This is a genomic window from Streptomyces corallincola (assembly GCF_019104725.1).
In the GTDB taxonomy this organism is placed as follows: domain Bacteria; phylum Actinomycetota; class Actinomycetes; order Streptomycetales; family Streptomycetaceae; genus Streptomyces; species Streptomyces corallincola.
Window position 1 is genome coordinate 1 of record NZ_JAHRXF010000040.1, and the last position, 14,085, is coordinate 14,085.

Here is a 14,085-nt window from a genome sequence, read left to right on the forward strand (position 1 = left end):
CGGTGCGGGCCGGGGGGGGGGGCGGGCGGCGGGCGGGGGCTGTTGCTTGGGGCGGGGCTCTCCGTGGGGTGGGGGAGCGGGGTGCGGCGGTGGGGGAAGGTCATCCGGGCCGAGGTCGGGGGCGGGCGGTGAGCGGGGAAGGGCGGCGCAGCGCCGCTCGGGCTCACTTGGCTCAGCTGGTCGAGATGTTCGGGGACGACGGGTGGCTGCGGGTTCGTACGGTGTCCGAGGGGGATGCGGCGGGGCCGGTCGGGGGCGTCGGCTCCCGTGAGGACCCCGAGCGGCGCTCCGGGGGAGGACCCAAAGGCGAGTAAAGGGGGTGGACCCCTTAGTCTCGTGCTTTGTGAGTATGCGCGCCGGAGGGCTCCTCAGGGACGACGAGGTCGTGCGTGTGCGTGGGCTCGGGAAGACGTATGCGGCGGTGCGGGGTCGGCGGGGAGCGCCCGGTGCGGACGCGGTACGGGCCACCGACGGGGTCGAGCTGGACGTGCGGCGCGGGGAGATCTTCGGGCTGCTCGGGCCCAACGGCGCCGGGAAGTCCACCCTCGTACGGCAGCTCACGGGGCTGCTGCGGCCGGACACCGGCAGTGTGGAGATCCTGGGCCACGACATCGTGCGGCACCCGGAGCGGGCCGCGCGGCTGCTGGCGTACCTCGGGCAGGAATCCTCCGCGCTGGACGAGCTGACCGTGTCGCTGGCCGCCGAGACCACCGGGCGGCTGCGCGGTCTGGACGTACGGCGGGCCCGCGCGGAGCGGGACGCCGTGCTGGACGAACTCGGGCTCACCCCGCTCGCCGGGCGTGCGCTGAAGAAGCTGTCCGGGGGACAGCGGCGGCTGGCGTGTCTCGCCGCCGCGCTGGTCGGTGAGCGTCCGCTGCTGGTGCTGGACGAGCCGACCACCGGGATGGACCCGGTCGCCCGGCGCGCGGTGTGGGCGGCCGTGGACCGGCGGCGCGCCGAGCGCGGGACCACGGTGCTGCTCGTCACCCACAACGTCATCGAGGCCGAGACCGTCCTCGACCGGGTCGCCGTCCTCGACCGGGGCCGGGTCATCGCCTGCGACACGCCCGCCGGACTCAAGGAACGGGTCTCCGGTGAGGTCCGGGTCGAGCTGGTGTGGCGCGAGCACGCCCCGCTGCACGTCCCCGAGGTCGCTGTCCTGCGTGAACGCGCCGTCGAGGCCGGGCGGCGGTGGACGCTGCGGCTCGCCCCCGAGGAGGCGCGGGCCGCCGTCGCCACCGTCACCGGCGGGGCCGCGTTCGCCGCGCTGGACGACTTCACCCTCGCCACGCCGAGCCTGGAGGACGTCTACCTCGCGCTCGGCGGTGCCGCCCGGCAGGGGCTGGTGAAGGCGTGAGCGGGGCGCGCTCGGGGCGCGTATCGTCCCTTGGACGTTCCGGAGTCCCCGGAGTCCCCGGAGTCCCCGGAGTCCCCGGAGTTCCGGTTCCGTCGTTCCGGGGAGTGCCCGTCGCCGGTGAGCCGTACGGGACGGTCGTGAGGAGGAGCAGCTCGACGTGAGTGTCGTACCCGCCGAGGTTCTGACCGGCAGTACGCGGACCGTGCCGGACGCGGTCCGGGGGGCGGCCGAGCTGGCACCGGCCGCGCGGCTGTGGCCGTCGCTGGCCGCCGTGTACCGCGCGCAGCTGTCCCGCGCCCGTGTCTCCCGCATCCCGCTGCTGTTCGTGGCGACCTTCCAGTCCGTCGGCATCGCCGTGATGATGCGCGGGGTCGTGGACAGCGGCAGCAAGGCGCAGTGCGTCGTCGCCGGATCGTCCGTGCTGGTCGTCGCCTACGTCGCGCTCAACCTGCTCTCCCAGTACTTCGGGCAGCTCCGGGCCAGCGGTGGGCTCGACCACTACGCCACCCTGCCGGTGCCGCCCGCCGCCGTGGTGCTCGGGGCCGCCGCCGCGTACGCCTCCTTCACCGTGCCGGGCACCCTCGTCACCGCCGTCTTCGGGTCGGTGCTGTTCGGGCTGCCGCTGACCAATCTCTGGGTGCTGCTGGCCGTCGTACCGCTGGCCGGGGCCGCGCTCGCCGGGGTCGGGGCCGCGTGCGGGCTGCTCGCGCCGCGTCCCGAGCTGGCCACGCTGCTCGGGCAGCTCGGGATGTCCGCCGCGCTGCTGCTGGGGGTGCTGCCGCCGGACCGGATGCCGGGGGTGATCCGGCTGGCCCGTGACCTGCTGCCCTCCACCTACGGCGTCGAGGCGTACGCCCGTACGTTCGCCGCCCATCCGGACTGGGCCGCCGTCCTCGGTGACCTCGGGGTGTGTGCCGGGGTCGGAGTGCTCTCGCTGGCCGTGGCGACCCGTGCGTACCGCCGGGCCGCCGTCCGGTGACGCGGCGCACGGACCGACCTGGCACGATGGCAGGGTGACCGCACCGCTGACTCCGCCGCCGCACGAGAACTCCACGCATCACGCCTGGCAGGCGCCGCCCGCCGGGGCGCCGGACGCGGGGGCGTACGGCGCGTACGACAAGGACGGCCCCGGAATGAGGACCGAGATCCGTGAGGCCGCTGTCGTCACGGTGGCCGTGACGGTGGCCGGGGTGCTGCTGGGGCTGCTGTGGTGGTGGCTCGCTCCGCACGTCCCGCTGGTGGGCGAGCTGTCGGAAGGGACCTGGGCGGTCTACCTCAAGGACAGCGAGGGCGAGCAGGCGGTCGGGGTGGACGGAACGTTCACGCTGCTCTCGCTCGGGTTCGGGGCGCTGAGCGCGGTGCTGGTCTTCCTCGCGCGGAAGGGGGGCGGGGTTCCGCTCGTCGTCGCGCTCGGGGTGGGGGGCGTGCTCGGGGCCGTACTGGCGTGGCGGCTCGGGGTGTGGCTCGGGCCCACCGGGGACGTCATCGCCCATGCCAAGGCCGTCGGCAGGGGGGTCACCTTCCCGGCGCCGCTGAAGCTGGGCGCCAAGGGGGCGTTGCTGGCGTGGCCCTTCGCCGCGCTGCTGGTCCATCTCGGGCTCACCGCGCTGTTCGGGACGCGCGATCCCGAGGAACTGGTCGGCTGACCGCGACTCCGGGGGCTCCCTCCCCCGGAACCCCGTTCCTCCACCCGCCCGCCCGCCGCGACCACGGGCGGGAACCGCGCCCGGTGGGGGCCTACGCCTTGCCCACGCCCGCCACCACCGCCCCCGTGAGCCCCGCCAACTCCCCCGGAGCCAGCTCCACCTCCAGACCCCGCCGCCCGGCGGAGACGCAGATGGTGGGGAACGCGAGGGCGGACTCGTCCAGCACCGTGCGCAGCCGCTTCCGCTGTCCCAGCGGCGAGATGCCGCCGAGGACGTAACCCGTGGTGCGTTCCGCCAGCGCCGGGTCGGCCATCGTGGCGCGTTTGCCGCCGACCGCCGCCGCGAGGGACTTGAGGTCGAGGGAGCCGGAGACGGGGACGACGGCGACGGTGAGAGTGCCGTCCACGTCGGCGACGAGGGTCTTGAAGACGCGGTCGGGGGAGACGCCCATCGCCTCGGCGGCCTCCTCGCCGTAGGAGGGGTGGGCGGGGTCGTGGTCGTAGGAGTGGACGGTGAAGTCCACGCCCGCGGCCGTCAGGGCGACCGTGGCGGGGGTGCCGCCGGACTGCTGCTGTTTCTTCGGCTTCTTCGGCATACGGCGTCAGTTCCGGCTGGTCGGGGTGCGGGTCAGCTCGAAGGCGGGGAGCGAGGGGAGGTTGCGGATGATGGCCGTCTCGGAGCGGAGGAGCCTCAGCTCGTCGCGGAGGCGGGACGCGGTGTCCGGGGCCTGGAGCAGGCGCTGCTTGGTCGGGGTGTCCAGCACCATCGCGGCGGCGACCAGGTACGACACCACCGAGGGGTCGTCGGGGAGTTCCGCCCCCGTGGACAGGGTGCGCTCGCGGGCGCCCGCCAGCCGCTTCTGGTACTGCTGGAACGCCCGCAGCACGCCCTCGGCCAGCGCGCCCGCCTCCTCGCCGGGGTCCTCCGGGAGTTCCTCCAGCTCGGCGGTGAGGAAGGGCCCCGAGGCGTCCACGGAGAGCAGCCTGACCCGTGTCGTACCCGTGGCCAGCACCTCGAACGTGCCGTCCTCGCGTTCACGGATCGTCGCCGCGTCCGCGACGCAGGCCACGCCGTGGAAGGACGCGGCGGGATCGGGGCCGAAGCCCGCCGCCGGGCCCGTGTCGGGGGCGGCCGTGGGGTCGGGCATGCCGGGCGCGCTCGGTGCCACCTCGTGGCCGTCGCGGATCGCCACGACGGCGAACCGGCGCGGTTCGTCCTCGGGGGTCTTCAGCAGGTCGCGCATCATGGCGCGATAACGCTCCTCGAAGATGTTCAGCGGCAGCACGAGGCCGGGGAACAGCGCCGAGTTCAGCGGGAAGAGGGGCAGGCGGACGGTGGTCACGGCGCCCCAGCCTAACGGTCTGCGGCGCCGACCCGGTCGCGGTGCCCGCTTCGCGGTCGCGGGGGCGTCGCGGTGAGGGCCGCGAGGGCCGCCGGGGAGGCCCCGGCGAGCAGCGCGTCGCGCACCCGCAGGAAGTGCCCGAGGGGATCGTCGGAGCAGCGGTCCCAGGGCGCGGAGGTGGCGTACGGGCCGATCAGGGCCAGCTGGTTCACCGCCTCCTCCCGGCGGCCCAGGCGGATCAGCAGGAACACCAGCGCGTTGCGGATCTCCGCCGGGCCCGCCGCCTCCGCCGGGACGAGCGCCGACAGCGCCAGCGCCCGGTCCGCCGCCAGATGCAGCCGGCCGGCGGGTACGTCGGGGCCGCAGCCGTCGGTGAGATAGCCGAGGGCGGCCCGCGCGGGCAGCGCCTGGACGAGGGAGTCGGGCGGGGCGTCCTGCGCGGCCCGGTCGGCGAAGTCGAAGCACTCGGCGTGCGAGCCGTGCCAGAGCGCGGCCAGATAGCGCAGCGCGGCCTCGTGGCAGCCGTAGTGGTGCGGGGCGCGGCGGACGGCCGCCTCCCACAGCTCCTCGAAGTACCGGTGCCCGGCGCGCGAGCCACGCGCGTGGTCCAGCGCGATCCGCCACGGCACCGGATCGAGGCCGTCGGCGCGGGCGGCGGCCGTGATCTGCGGGCTCACCTCGCGCAGCAGTTCGGCGCGGGCCGGGGAGGCCCAGGCGCGGTCCACCGCGAGCTGCGCCTCGACCACACGGGCGCCGGGACCGGCCGGTTCGGCGGCCCGCCACGCCTCGAACCACTCCGGGCGCGACCGGGCGAACGCCGCCAGCCGCCGTACGTACCGGTCGCGGTCGTCCCACGAGTCCGTCCGGCGGGTCGCCTCCAGCAGTGCCGCCGCCGGGCCGAACCCGCCGCCGCCCGCCGCGACCAGCGCGGGGGAGAGACGGTCGTCCGGCGCGTCGAGGACCGCCTCGAACCCGGCCGCGGGGTCGGCGGCGGGACGGGAGGCGGGGCGCGGAGCACGGGGGGCGCGGATGAACGCCGGCAGCAGAGCCATATCGCCGCCCATTGAAAGTCCGCAGGTCGCTCCCGCGCCAGAGGGCCTCACGAAGTTGTGGAAAGTTGTACGAACATCTTCCAAGGGCGGGTAAAGGATGAAGCGCGTGGGGGCGCGGGGTGCCGGAACGGTGAGGGTCGTCTCCGACGGCTTGCCGGGTCGCCCGCTGTGGCGCCGCTGCCCGGCCGCCCAGTGGGTCGCCTGCTCAGTTGTCCGCCCGTCCGGCTGTCGCGCCGCCGCCCGGTTGTCCCTGCCCGCTCACCCGTCCCTCCGGCCCCCCGTTCCCGCTACTCCCGCCGCAGCAGCCGCGTCGCCCCCGTCGCCACCGTCGTCGCCAGCGTCCACCCCAGTACGATCATCGCCGCCGCCAGCCACTGCCAGCCGCCCCGTAACTGCCACTGGCCGACCTGTCCGAGGTCCACGACCGGGAGGAGCAGGTCCAGGGTGAAGAGGGCCGGGTTCCAGGTGCCGTGGCGGTCGGGGCCGATCGGGGGGTGGTCGGCGTGGGTGAAGGCCAGGGTGCCCGCCGCCCAGAGGACCGCCATCCACACCGCGGCCCGGCCCGGCCGGTAGCCGTAGGCCACCGTCCAGTCCTGCACGTACCCCCACAGCTTCCCGGCCGGAGGCAGGGTCTCGCGGCGGCGGCGCTGCTTGGCGAGCAGTACCTCGCGGGCGTCCTCGTCCTCACCCGCGGTCCGCAGCACCGCCGCGAGGCGCTCGTACGGCTCCGGGTGGTACTCGGCGGTGGCCGCCGCGACCCAGTCCAGGCGCCGCACCAGCGGGAACGGGCCGCGCGGCACCAGACTGTCGTAGCCGAAGCCGCCCATCTGGAGCCGACCCGGGCCCGGCCAACTGCCCGCGCGGTCCACGAGGTTGGCGACCCGCCCACCGGAGAGCACCACCCGGCCCCGCTCCAGCCGCTCGCCCAGGAAACGGAGTTCGGGTGTCTGGATGCGGCGCAGGGACAGTTCCTGGTCGTCGGAGAGGTCGAAGCGGGCCCGATCCAGGTCCACCGAGTCCCCGAACCGCCCGTCGTCCAGGCGGACTCCGCCCACGCACTCGAAGCCCCGGATGCGGGTCCCGCGCGCCGGGGTCACCCCGGTCGGGGGTGCGCCGCCGACCCCGGCCGGGGTCAGGTACAGCGTGCGGTTGACGGTCAACTGTGGTGCGTTCAGGGCGAGTCGGCCGTACGGATTGACCAGGCGGGCCCCGCGCAGCGAGAGCGAGCCGCCCACCTGGGCGCCGCGCAGGCTGAGTTCGCCGTGCGACTCCAGCAACTCGGCCTGGAGGTCCTGCCCGACGGTCATCCCGTCCCCCGCGACCGAACGCCCGCTGCGGTCCCGGTGCGCCACCGCCTGGCTCAGCAGCAGATCGGTGCCTATGTGCGCGTCGGTCAGCCGGACCCCGGCGCGGAACCGGCAGCGCGGCAGATGTAGATCGCCCTCGGTGTGCACCCGTGCCGCCTCCAGCCGGGGTATCGAGCAGTCCACCAGGCGCAGGGTGCCGAACCGCGCCTCCGGCAGCAGCACCTGCTCGTCGAACCGGCAGCGGTCCAGCTCCACGTACGGCGCGACCGTGCCGCCCGCCAGGTCCATCCGGCCGGTGATCCGCACCCCGCTCAGCTTCAGCGCCGCGACCCGGCCCGCCAGAGCGGGCGGGCCGTCCAGCAGCAGCCAGCACACGATCCGCGCCCGGACGCTGCGCTCCTCGCCCCAGGGCTCACCCCCGTGCGGGTCGTCCGCCGCCGCGTCCCCGCTGCCGAGGTCGTACACGCTGCCGTTGCGGAACGCCTGCCACATGCCCGCCTCGGCCGCGCTCAGGTCGTCCGGCAGATCTCCGTCCCGGACACTGTCACCCTCGGTCACCACTTCGTCCTCCGTCCCCGTTCTTCCCCGTTCGGTCCCCGCTGCCGCGCCCGCTGTTCCGCCGGGCCCGCGCGCTCCCCGTTCGACCCGTGCTGAACTAGGCTTCTTCAGCGATACGGGCGCCCATCCGGCAGCGTGTGCGCCCCTGACGCCCGTCCTGCCGTTCATGCCCGGCAAGTGACGCTCCGTACACACAAGGTGAAGCGGATCTTCCGAGTTCCGGCCAGGTTGTGTACCACCCCTTGTCCCACGCGTTGACCCGCGTCCCGTATCAGACACTGATACGTGCGGACCGTCCGCGACGGCCGTCTGAGAGAATTGGAACCGTGATCTCCCGAATCGATCTGCGCGGCGACGCCCTCCCCGAAGGCCCCGCCCTGCGCGACCTGCTGCCCCGAGCCGACTTCGACGTCGCGGCCGCCCTGGAGAAGGTGCGCCCGATCTGTGAAGCCGTGCATCATCGGGGCGACGCGGCACTGATCGACTTCGCCGAGAGGTTCGACGGAGTACGGCTGGAAAACGTCCGTGTGCCCGCGCGGGCGCTCACCGAGGCGCTCGACGCGCTCGACCCCGCCGTGCGCGCCGCGCTGGAGGAGTCGATCCGCCGCGCCCGCCTGGTCCACCGCGCCCAGCGCCGCGCCGGTCACACCACACAGGTCGTCCCCGGCGGCACCGTCACCGAGAAGTGGGTGCCGGTCGAGCGGGTCGGGCTGTACGCACCGGGCGGCCGGTCGGTCTACCCGTCCTCCGTGATCATGAACGTGGTCCCGGCGCAGGAGGCCGGGGTCGCCTCGATCGCGCTCGCCTCGCCCCCGCAGGCCGACTTCGGTGGCCTGCCGCACCCGACGATCCTCGCCGCCTGCGCCCTGCTGGGCGTGGACGAGGTGTACGCCGCCGGTGGCGCCACCGCCGTGGCGATGTTCGCCTACGGCACCGAGTCCTGCCCCCCGGCCAACATGGTCACCGGCCCCGGCAACATCTGGGTCGCCGCCGCCAAGCGGTACTTCACCGGGCGGATCGGCATCGACACCGAGGCCGGTCCCACCGAGATCGCCATCCTCGCCGACGACACCGCCGACCCGGCGCACGTCGCCGCCGACCTGATCAGCCAGGCCGAGCACGACCCGCTCGCCGCCGCCGTCCTGGTCACCGACTCCGTGGACCTCGCGGACGCCGTCGAGAAGGAACTCGCGCCCCAGGTCGCCGCCACCAAGCACATCGAGGACCGCGTCCGGCCCGCCCTCGCCGGACGCCAGTCCGCGATCGTCCTGGTGGACGGCGTCGAGGAGGGCCTGCGGGTGGTGGACGCCTACGGCGCCGAACACCTGGAGATCCAGACCGAGCGGGCCGCCGAGATCGCGGACCGGGTGAAGAACGCGGGCGCCGTCTTCGTCGGCCCCTGGGCGCCCGTCTCGCTCGGCGACTACGCGGCCGGTTCCAACCACGTACTGCCCACCGGCGGCTGCGCCTGCCACTCCTCGGGCCTGTCGGTGCAGTCCTTCCTGCGCGGCATCCACATCGTGGACTACGACCGCGACGCGCTGGCCGGGGTGGCGCACCACGTGGTCACGCTTGCGGAGGCGGAGGACCTGCCCGCGCACGGCGCGGCGGTCAGGGCGAGGTTCGGCTGGAAGGTACCCGAGAGCAAGTGAGCGGCGACACCCCCGAGTCCACGACCGGCACCCCGGACCTTCCCGAGGCGTCCGGCCCGGCACGTGCCAAGGACACCCCTGCCGTCCGGGACACCCTCCCCGTCCGCGCCGAGCTGCGCGGCAAGTCCCCGTACGGCGCGCCCCAGTTGGACGTGCCGGTCCGGCTGAACACCAACGAGAACCCCTACCCGCTGCCCGAGGCGCTGGTCGAGCGGATCGCGGAGCGCGTCCGGGAGGCCGCGCGCGGCCTCAACCGCTACCCCGACCGGGACGCCGTCGCCCTCCGCACCGAGCTGGCGAAGTACCTCACCCGCACCGGCGGCCACCCGGTCGCGCCGGAGAACGTCTGGGCGGCCAACGGCTCCAACGAGGTCATCCAGCAGCTCCTCCAGACCTTCGGCGGCCCCGGCCGCAGCGCCATCGGCTTCGAGCCGTCGTACTCCATGCACGCGCTCATCGCGCGCGGCACCGGCACGGACTGGATCTCCGGGCCGCGCGAGCCGGACTTCACCATCGACCTCGCCGCCGCCCGGCGCGCCATCGCCGAGCACCGGCCCGACGTCGTCTTCCTCACCACCCCCAACAACCCCACCGGCAACGCCCTCCCCGCGAGCACCGTCCGCGCGCTGTACGACGCGGCGCAGGCGGCGAAGCCGTCGATGGTCGTCCTGGACGAGGCGTACGTCGAGTTCAGCCACGGCGACTCCCTGCTGCCGCTGCTCGACGGCCGCCCCCATCTGGTGGTCTCCCGGACCATGTCCAAGGCGTTCGGCGCCGCCGGGCTCCGCCTCGGCTACCTCGCCGCGCACCCCGCCGTGGTGGACGCCGTACAGCTCGTACGACTGCCGTACCACCTGTCCGCCGTCACCCAGGCGACCGCGCTGGCCGCCCTGGAGCACACCGGCACCCTGCTCGGCTACGTCGAGCAGCTCAAGGCCGAACGCGACCGGCTGGTCGCGGAACTGCGCGCCACCGGGTACGAGGTCACCGCCTCCGACGCGAACTTCGTGCAGTTCGGGCGCTTCGAGGACGCCCACGACGCCTGGCGCCGCATCCTGGACCGGGGCGTCCTGGTCCGCGACAACGGCGTACCGGGGTGGCTCAGGGTCACCGCCGGGACCCCCGAAGAGAACGACGCGTTCCTCGACGCGGTCCGTGAAGTGAAGAAGGAGCTGTCAGCATGAGCCGCGCAGGGCGCGTGGAGCGCACCACCAAGGAGACCTCGGTCCTCGTCGAGATCGACCTCGACGGCACCGGCCGCACCGACATCGCCACCGGCGTCGGGTTCTACGACCACATGCTCGACCAGCTCGGCCGCCACGGTCTGTTCGACCTGACCGTCAAGACCGACGGCGACCTGCACATCGACACCCACCACACCATCGAGGACACCGCCCTCGCGCTCGGCGCCGCCTTCAAGCAGGCGCTCGGCGACAAGGTGGGCATCTACCGGTTCGGCAACTGCACCGTCCCGCTGGACGAGTCCCTCGCCCAGGTCACCGTGGACCTCTCCGGCCGCCCCTACCTGGTGCACACCGAGCCGGAGAACATGGCGCCGATGATCGGCGAGTACGACACCACGATGACCCGGCACATCCTGGAGTCCTTCGTCGCCCAGGCACAGATCGCGCTGCACGTCCACGTGCCGTACGGGCGCAACGCCCACCACATCGTGGAATGCCAGTTCAAGGCGCTCGCCCGCGCGCTGCGCTACGCCTCCGAGCGCGATCCGCGCGCGGCCGGCATCCTCCCCTCGACGAAGGGCGCGCTGTAAGCATGACCGGTCTCTCGACCCTTTTGATCGTCGTCGGCCTCTTCCTGGTCGGCGGCATCGTCTCCTTCGTGAAGCAGAAGATGCCGGCCAGCCTGATCGTGCTGCTCTCCCTCGGGGCGGGGCTGTGCCTGGTGGCCGGTGTGATGCGGCTGCAGGTGTGGAATTGACCGCCAGGAAGGTCGTCGTCCTCGACTACGGCTTCGGGAACGTCCGCTCCGCCGAGCGCGCCCTCGCGCGGGTGGGCGCGGACGTGGAGATCACGTCCGACTTCGACCGCGCGATGAACGCCGACGGGCTGCTGGTGCCGGGTGTCGGCGCGTTCGCCGCCTGCATGGACGGGCTGCGCGCGGCGCGCGGTGACTGGGTGATCGACCGCAGGCTGTCCGGCGGACGTCCGGTGATGGGCATCTGCGTCGGTATGCAGGTCCTGTTCAGCCGGGGCATCGAGCACGGGGTGGAGGCCGAGGGCCTGGACGAGTGGCCCGGCACCGTCGGCCCGCTGCGCGCCGAGGTGGTGCCGCACATGGGCTGGAACACCGTGGAGGCTCCGGCGGACTCGGAGCTGTTCGCCGGGCTCGACGCCGACGCCCGGTACTACTTCGTGCACTCCTACGCCGTCCACGACTGGACGCTGGAGACGCACAACCCCGTGATGCGGGCGCCGCGGGTCACCTGGTCCACGCACGGCGAGCGGTTCGTGGCCGCCGTGGAGAACGGCGCGCTGTGGGCCACCCAGTTCCACCCCGAGAAGTCCGGCGACGCCGGAGCCCAGCTGCTCACCAACTGGATCGGAACCCTGTAGACCATGTCGAAGCTCGAACTCCTCCCCGCCGTCGATGTCCGGGACGGCCAGGCCGTCCGCCTCGTGCACGGCGAGTCCGGGACCGAGACGTCCTACGGCTCCCCGCTGGAGGCCGCCCTCGCCTGGCAGCGCGCCGGTGCCGAGTGGCTGCACCTGGTCGATCTGGACGCCGCGTTCGGCACCGGGGACAACCGTGAGCTGATCGCGCGGGTCGCCGGGGCGATGGACATCAAGGTCGAGCTGTCCGGCGGCATCCGGGACGATGCCACCCTCGCCGCCGCCCTCGCCACCGGCTGCACCCGCGTCAACCTCGGCACGGCCGCGCTGGAGTCCCCGGAGTGGGTCGCGCGGGTGGTGGCCGAGCACGGCGACAGGATCGCCGTCGGGCTGGACGTGCGCGGCACCACGCTGCGCGGGCGCGGCTGGACACGGGACGGCGGAGACCTCTACGAGACGCTGGAGCGGCTGAACAAGGAGGGCTGCGCGCGGTACGTCGTCACCGACATCGCCAAGGACGGCACCCTCCAGGGCCCCAACCTGGAGCTGCTGCGCACGGTCTGCGCGGCGACCGACCGGCCTGTGGTGGCCTCCGGCGGTGTCTCCTCGCTGGACGACCTGCGCGCCGTCGCGGAACTGGTCCCGCTGGGTGTCGAGGGCTCGATCGTGGGCAAGGCCCTCTATGCGAAGGCATTCACCCTTGAAGAGGCTCTGGAGGCGGTGTCCCGGTGACCGAACTGCGACGAGTGACGTCCGGCGCGCCCTGGGAGGAGCGGTTCGGCTACTCCCGCGCGGTCGAGCTGCCCAACGGTCTGGTGCTGGTCTCCGGCACCACGTCCGTCTCGGACGGCGCGATCGTCGCGGGCGGCCCCTACGAGCAGACGGTCAACGCCTTCAAGGTGGCGCTGTCCGCCCTGGAGGAACTGGGACTCGCGCTGGACGATGTGGTCCGCACCCGTATGTACCTCACCCATGCGCGGGACGTGGAGGATGTGGGCCGGGCACACAAGGATCTCTTCGACACGATCCGTCCCGCCTCCTCGCTGATCATCGTCTCCGGGTTCGTGGACCCGAGCCTGGTCGTCGAGGTCGAGGTGGAGGCGTACCGGAGGTCGTCCGCATGACACTCGCGGTACGGGTCATCCCCTGCCTGGACGTGGACGCCGGGCGGGTCGTCAAGGGCGTCAACTTCCAGAACCTGCGCGACGCGGGCGACCCCGTCGAGATGGCCAAGGTGTACGACGCGGAGGGCGCCGACGAGCTGACCTTCCTGGACATCACCGCCTCCTCCGGCGACCGGGAGACCACCTACGACGTGGTGCGGCGCACCGCCGAACAGGTCTTCATCCCGCTCACCGTGGGCGGCGGCGTCCGCACCGCCGAGGACGTGGACAGGCTGCTGCGGGCGGGCGCCGACAAGGTGGGCGTCAACACCGCCGCCATCGCCCGCCCCGACCTCGTCCGCGAGATCGCGGAACGCTTCGGCCGCCAGGTGCTGGTCCTCTCCGTGGACGCCCGGCGCACCCCGTCCGGCTCCTTCGAGGTCACCACGCACGGCGGACGCCGGGGCACCGGCATCGACGCCGTCGAGTGGGCCCACCGCGCCGCCGAACTGGGCGCCGGTGAGATCCTGCTCAACTCGATGGACGCCGACGGCACCAAGGACGGCTACGACCTGGAGATGATCTCCGCCGTCCGCAAGCACGTCTCCGTCCCCGTCATCGCCTCCGGCGGTGCCGGCACTCCCGCCCACTTCCCCCCGGCCGTCGCCGCCGGCGCCGACGCCGTCCTCGCCGCCTCCGTCTTCCACTTCGGCGACCTCCGCATCACCGACGTGAAGAACACCCTCCGGGAGGCGGGGCATCCGGTGCGGTGAACGCACCATGCCGGAAAGGCAGTTGGGAAAGGAAAGTTGCGCAAGGAATCTTGTGCAACTTTCCTTTCCTTTCTAGCGTGGACGCATGACCGACGAGAAGGACCGCCGGATCACCGACGTCCGCACCCTCAAGGCCCTCGCCCACCCCCTGCGGGCCGACCTGTACCGGCTGCTGCACGTCGAGCGGACGGCAACCGCCTCCCAGCTCGCCGACCACGTGGACGAAGCCGTCTCCCTGGTCAGCTACCACCTGCGCAAACTCGCCGAGCACGGGCTGATCACGGAGGCCGAGCCGCAGACCGGGGACGGGCGGGAGCGCTGGTGGCGGACCGCTTCGGAGGGCCTGCACATCCACGACTCCGACTTCAGGGGTGACCCCACCGGGGCCGCCGCCCACCTCGCCGCGAGCCGCCTGTTCCACGACCAGCGCGCCGACCGCTACCGGCGCTTCCTCGACGAACGCCCCGCATGGGGTCCCGAGTGGACCGCCGCGGCCGGCGACACCGAGTCCTGGATACGGCTCACCTCCGACGAACTCCGCGCGCTCCAGCGGGACATGGAGACTCTGATCCGGTCGTACGCCGAACGGGGCCGCGCCGCCGAGGCCGCGGACGACTCCGCCGGGCGGGAGCACGTCGCCGTGTTCACCTACAGCTTTCCCTTCCGGGTCGGCGAGGGGTCCGCGTGACCGCCCCGACGGACAGCCGGGACAGCGGAGGCGG

Annotated in this window: 16 protein-coding genes; 12 read left to right on the top strand and 4 right to left on the bottom strand. The window is 73.5% G+C overall.

Features of this window, described 5'->3' with window-relative positions; genetic code table 11:
- Positions 1 to 349 precede the first annotated feature (349 nt).
- From KUM39_RS21745 to KUM39_RS21755, 3 genes are all read left to right on the top strand, one after another.
- On the top strand, positions 350 to 1,357 hold the full coding sequence (locus KUM39_RS21745; protein ID WP_217787467.1) for an ABC transporter ATP-binding protein: 1,008 nt from the start codon (positions 350 to 352) through the stop codon (positions 1,355 to 1,357).
- A gap of 157 nt (positions 1,358 to 1,514) precedes the next feature.
- Entirely contained in the window at positions 1,515 to 2,336 is an 822-nt protein-coding gene (locus KUM39_RS21750; RefSeq protein WP_217787421.1) for an ABC transporter permease, read from the top strand.
- A gap of 34 nt (positions 2,337 to 2,370) precedes the next feature.
- The gene (locus KUM39_RS21755; protein WP_217787422.1) at positions 2,371 to 3,003 is read left to right on the top strand and encodes an AAA family ATPase; all 633 of its coding nucleotides are present in this window, start codon (positions 2,371 to 2,373) and stop codon (positions 3,001 to 3,003) included.
- A gap of 91 nt (positions 3,004 to 3,094) precedes the next feature.
- On the opposite strand, the gene ybaK is transcribed toward KUM39_RS21755, so the two are convergent.
- From ybaK to KUM39_RS21775, 4 genes are all read right to left on the bottom strand, one after another.
- The gene (ybaK, locus tag KUM39_RS21760; RefSeq protein WP_217787423.1) at positions 3,095 to 3,598 is read right to left on the bottom strand and encodes a Cys-tRNA(Pro) deacylase; all 504 of its coding nucleotides are present in this window, start codon (positions 3,596 to 3,598) and stop codon (positions 3,095 to 3,097) included.
- A gap of 6 nt (positions 3,599 to 3,604) precedes the next feature.
- Positions 3,605 to 4,345 (bottom strand): LON peptidase substrate-binding domain-containing protein, encoded by a 741-nt coding sequence (locus tag KUM39_RS21765; RefSeq protein ID WP_217787424.1) that lies wholly within the window; start codon positions 4,343 to 4,345, stop codon positions 3,605 to 3,607.
- Positions 4,346 to 4,356: 11 nt separating this feature from the next.
- Complete coding sequence (locus KUM39_RS21770) at positions 4,357 to 5,397, bottom strand: hypothetical protein (protein WP_372455797.1); 1,041 nt, start codon at positions 5,395 to 5,397, stop codon at positions 4,357 to 4,359.
- A 287-nt stretch (positions 5,398 to 5,684) separates the two neighbouring features.
- Positions 5,685 to 7,262, bottom strand: a complete 1,578-nt coding sequence (locus KUM39_RS21775) for an oxidoreductase (protein WP_217787426.1) — start codon at positions 7,260 to 7,262, stop codon at positions 5,685 to 5,687.
- Positions 7,263 to 7,588: 326 nt separating this feature from the next.
- On the opposite strand from KUM39_RS21775, the gene hisD reads away from it, so the two are divergent.
- The 9 genes from hisD (at position 7,589) to KUM39_RS21820 (ending at position 14,051) form a co-directional block, all read left to right on the top strand.
- Positions 7,589 to 8,914: a histidinol dehydrogenase gene (gene hisD / locus KUM39_RS21780; protein WP_217787427.1), complete on the top strand. Its 1,326-nt coding sequence runs from the start codon at positions 7,589 to 7,591 to the stop codon at positions 8,912 to 8,914.
- On the top strand, positions 8,911 to 10,098 hold the full coding sequence (locus KUM39_RS21785; RefSeq protein ID WP_308288199.1) for a histidinol-phosphate transaminase: 1,188 nt from the start codon (positions 8,911 to 8,913) through the stop codon (positions 10,096 to 10,098). The genes hisD and KUM39_RS21785 overlap by 4 nt, the downstream gene beginning before the upstream one ends.
- Positions 10,095 to 10,688 (top strand): imidazoleglycerol-phosphate dehydratase HisB, encoded by a 594-nt coding sequence (gene hisB / locus KUM39_RS21790; RefSeq protein WP_217787428.1) that lies wholly within the window; start codon positions 10,095 to 10,097, stop codon positions 10,686 to 10,688. Before KUM39_RS21785 ends, hisB begins: the two co-directional genes overlap by 4 nt.
- Positions 10,689 to 10,690: 2 nt before the next feature.
- Positions 10,691 to 10,855: a CG2302 family histidine operon protein gene (locus tag KUM39_RS21795; protein ID WP_217787429.1), complete on the top strand. Its 165-nt coding sequence runs from the start codon at positions 10,691 to 10,693 to the stop codon at positions 10,853 to 10,855.
- A complete protein-coding gene (gene hisH, locus KUM39_RS21800; protein ID WP_217787430.1) occupies positions 10,852 to 11,490 on the top strand; it encodes an imidazole glycerol phosphate synthase subunit HisH in 639 nt (212 codons plus the stop codon). Before KUM39_RS21795 ends, hisH begins: the two co-directional genes overlap by 4 nt.
- Before the next feature lie 3 nt (positions 11,491 to 11,493).
- Complete coding sequence (priA, locus tag KUM39_RS21805) at positions 11,494 to 12,219, top strand: bifunctional 1-(5-phosphoribosyl)-5-((5-phosphoribosylamino)methylideneamino)imidazole-4-carboxamide isomerase/phosphoribosylanthranilate isomerase PriA (protein ID WP_217787431.1); 726 nt, start codon at positions 11,494 to 11,496, stop codon at positions 12,217 to 12,219.
- The gene (locus KUM39_RS21810; protein WP_217787432.1) at positions 12,216 to 12,611 is read left to right on the top strand and encodes a RidA family protein; all 396 of its coding nucleotides are present in this window, start codon (positions 12,216 to 12,218) and stop codon (positions 12,609 to 12,611) included. The genes priA and KUM39_RS21810 overlap by 4 nt, the downstream gene beginning before the upstream one ends.
- Positions 12,608 to 13,363, top strand: coding sequence for an imidazole glycerol phosphate synthase subunit HisF (gene hisF / locus KUM39_RS21815; RefSeq protein ID WP_217787433.1), 756 nt, complete (start codon positions 12,608 to 12,610; stop codon positions 13,361 to 13,363). The genes KUM39_RS21810 and hisF overlap by 4 nt, the downstream gene beginning before the upstream one ends.
- An 85-nt stretch (positions 13,364 to 13,448) precedes the next feature.
- The gene (locus tag KUM39_RS21820) at positions 13,449 to 14,051 is read left to right on the top strand and encodes an ArsR/SmtB family transcription factor (RefSeq protein ID WP_217787434.1); all 603 of its coding nucleotides are present in this window, start codon (positions 13,449 to 13,451) and stop codon (positions 14,049 to 14,051) included.
- The last annotated feature ends 34 nt before the right edge of the window (positions 14,052 to 14,085 follow it).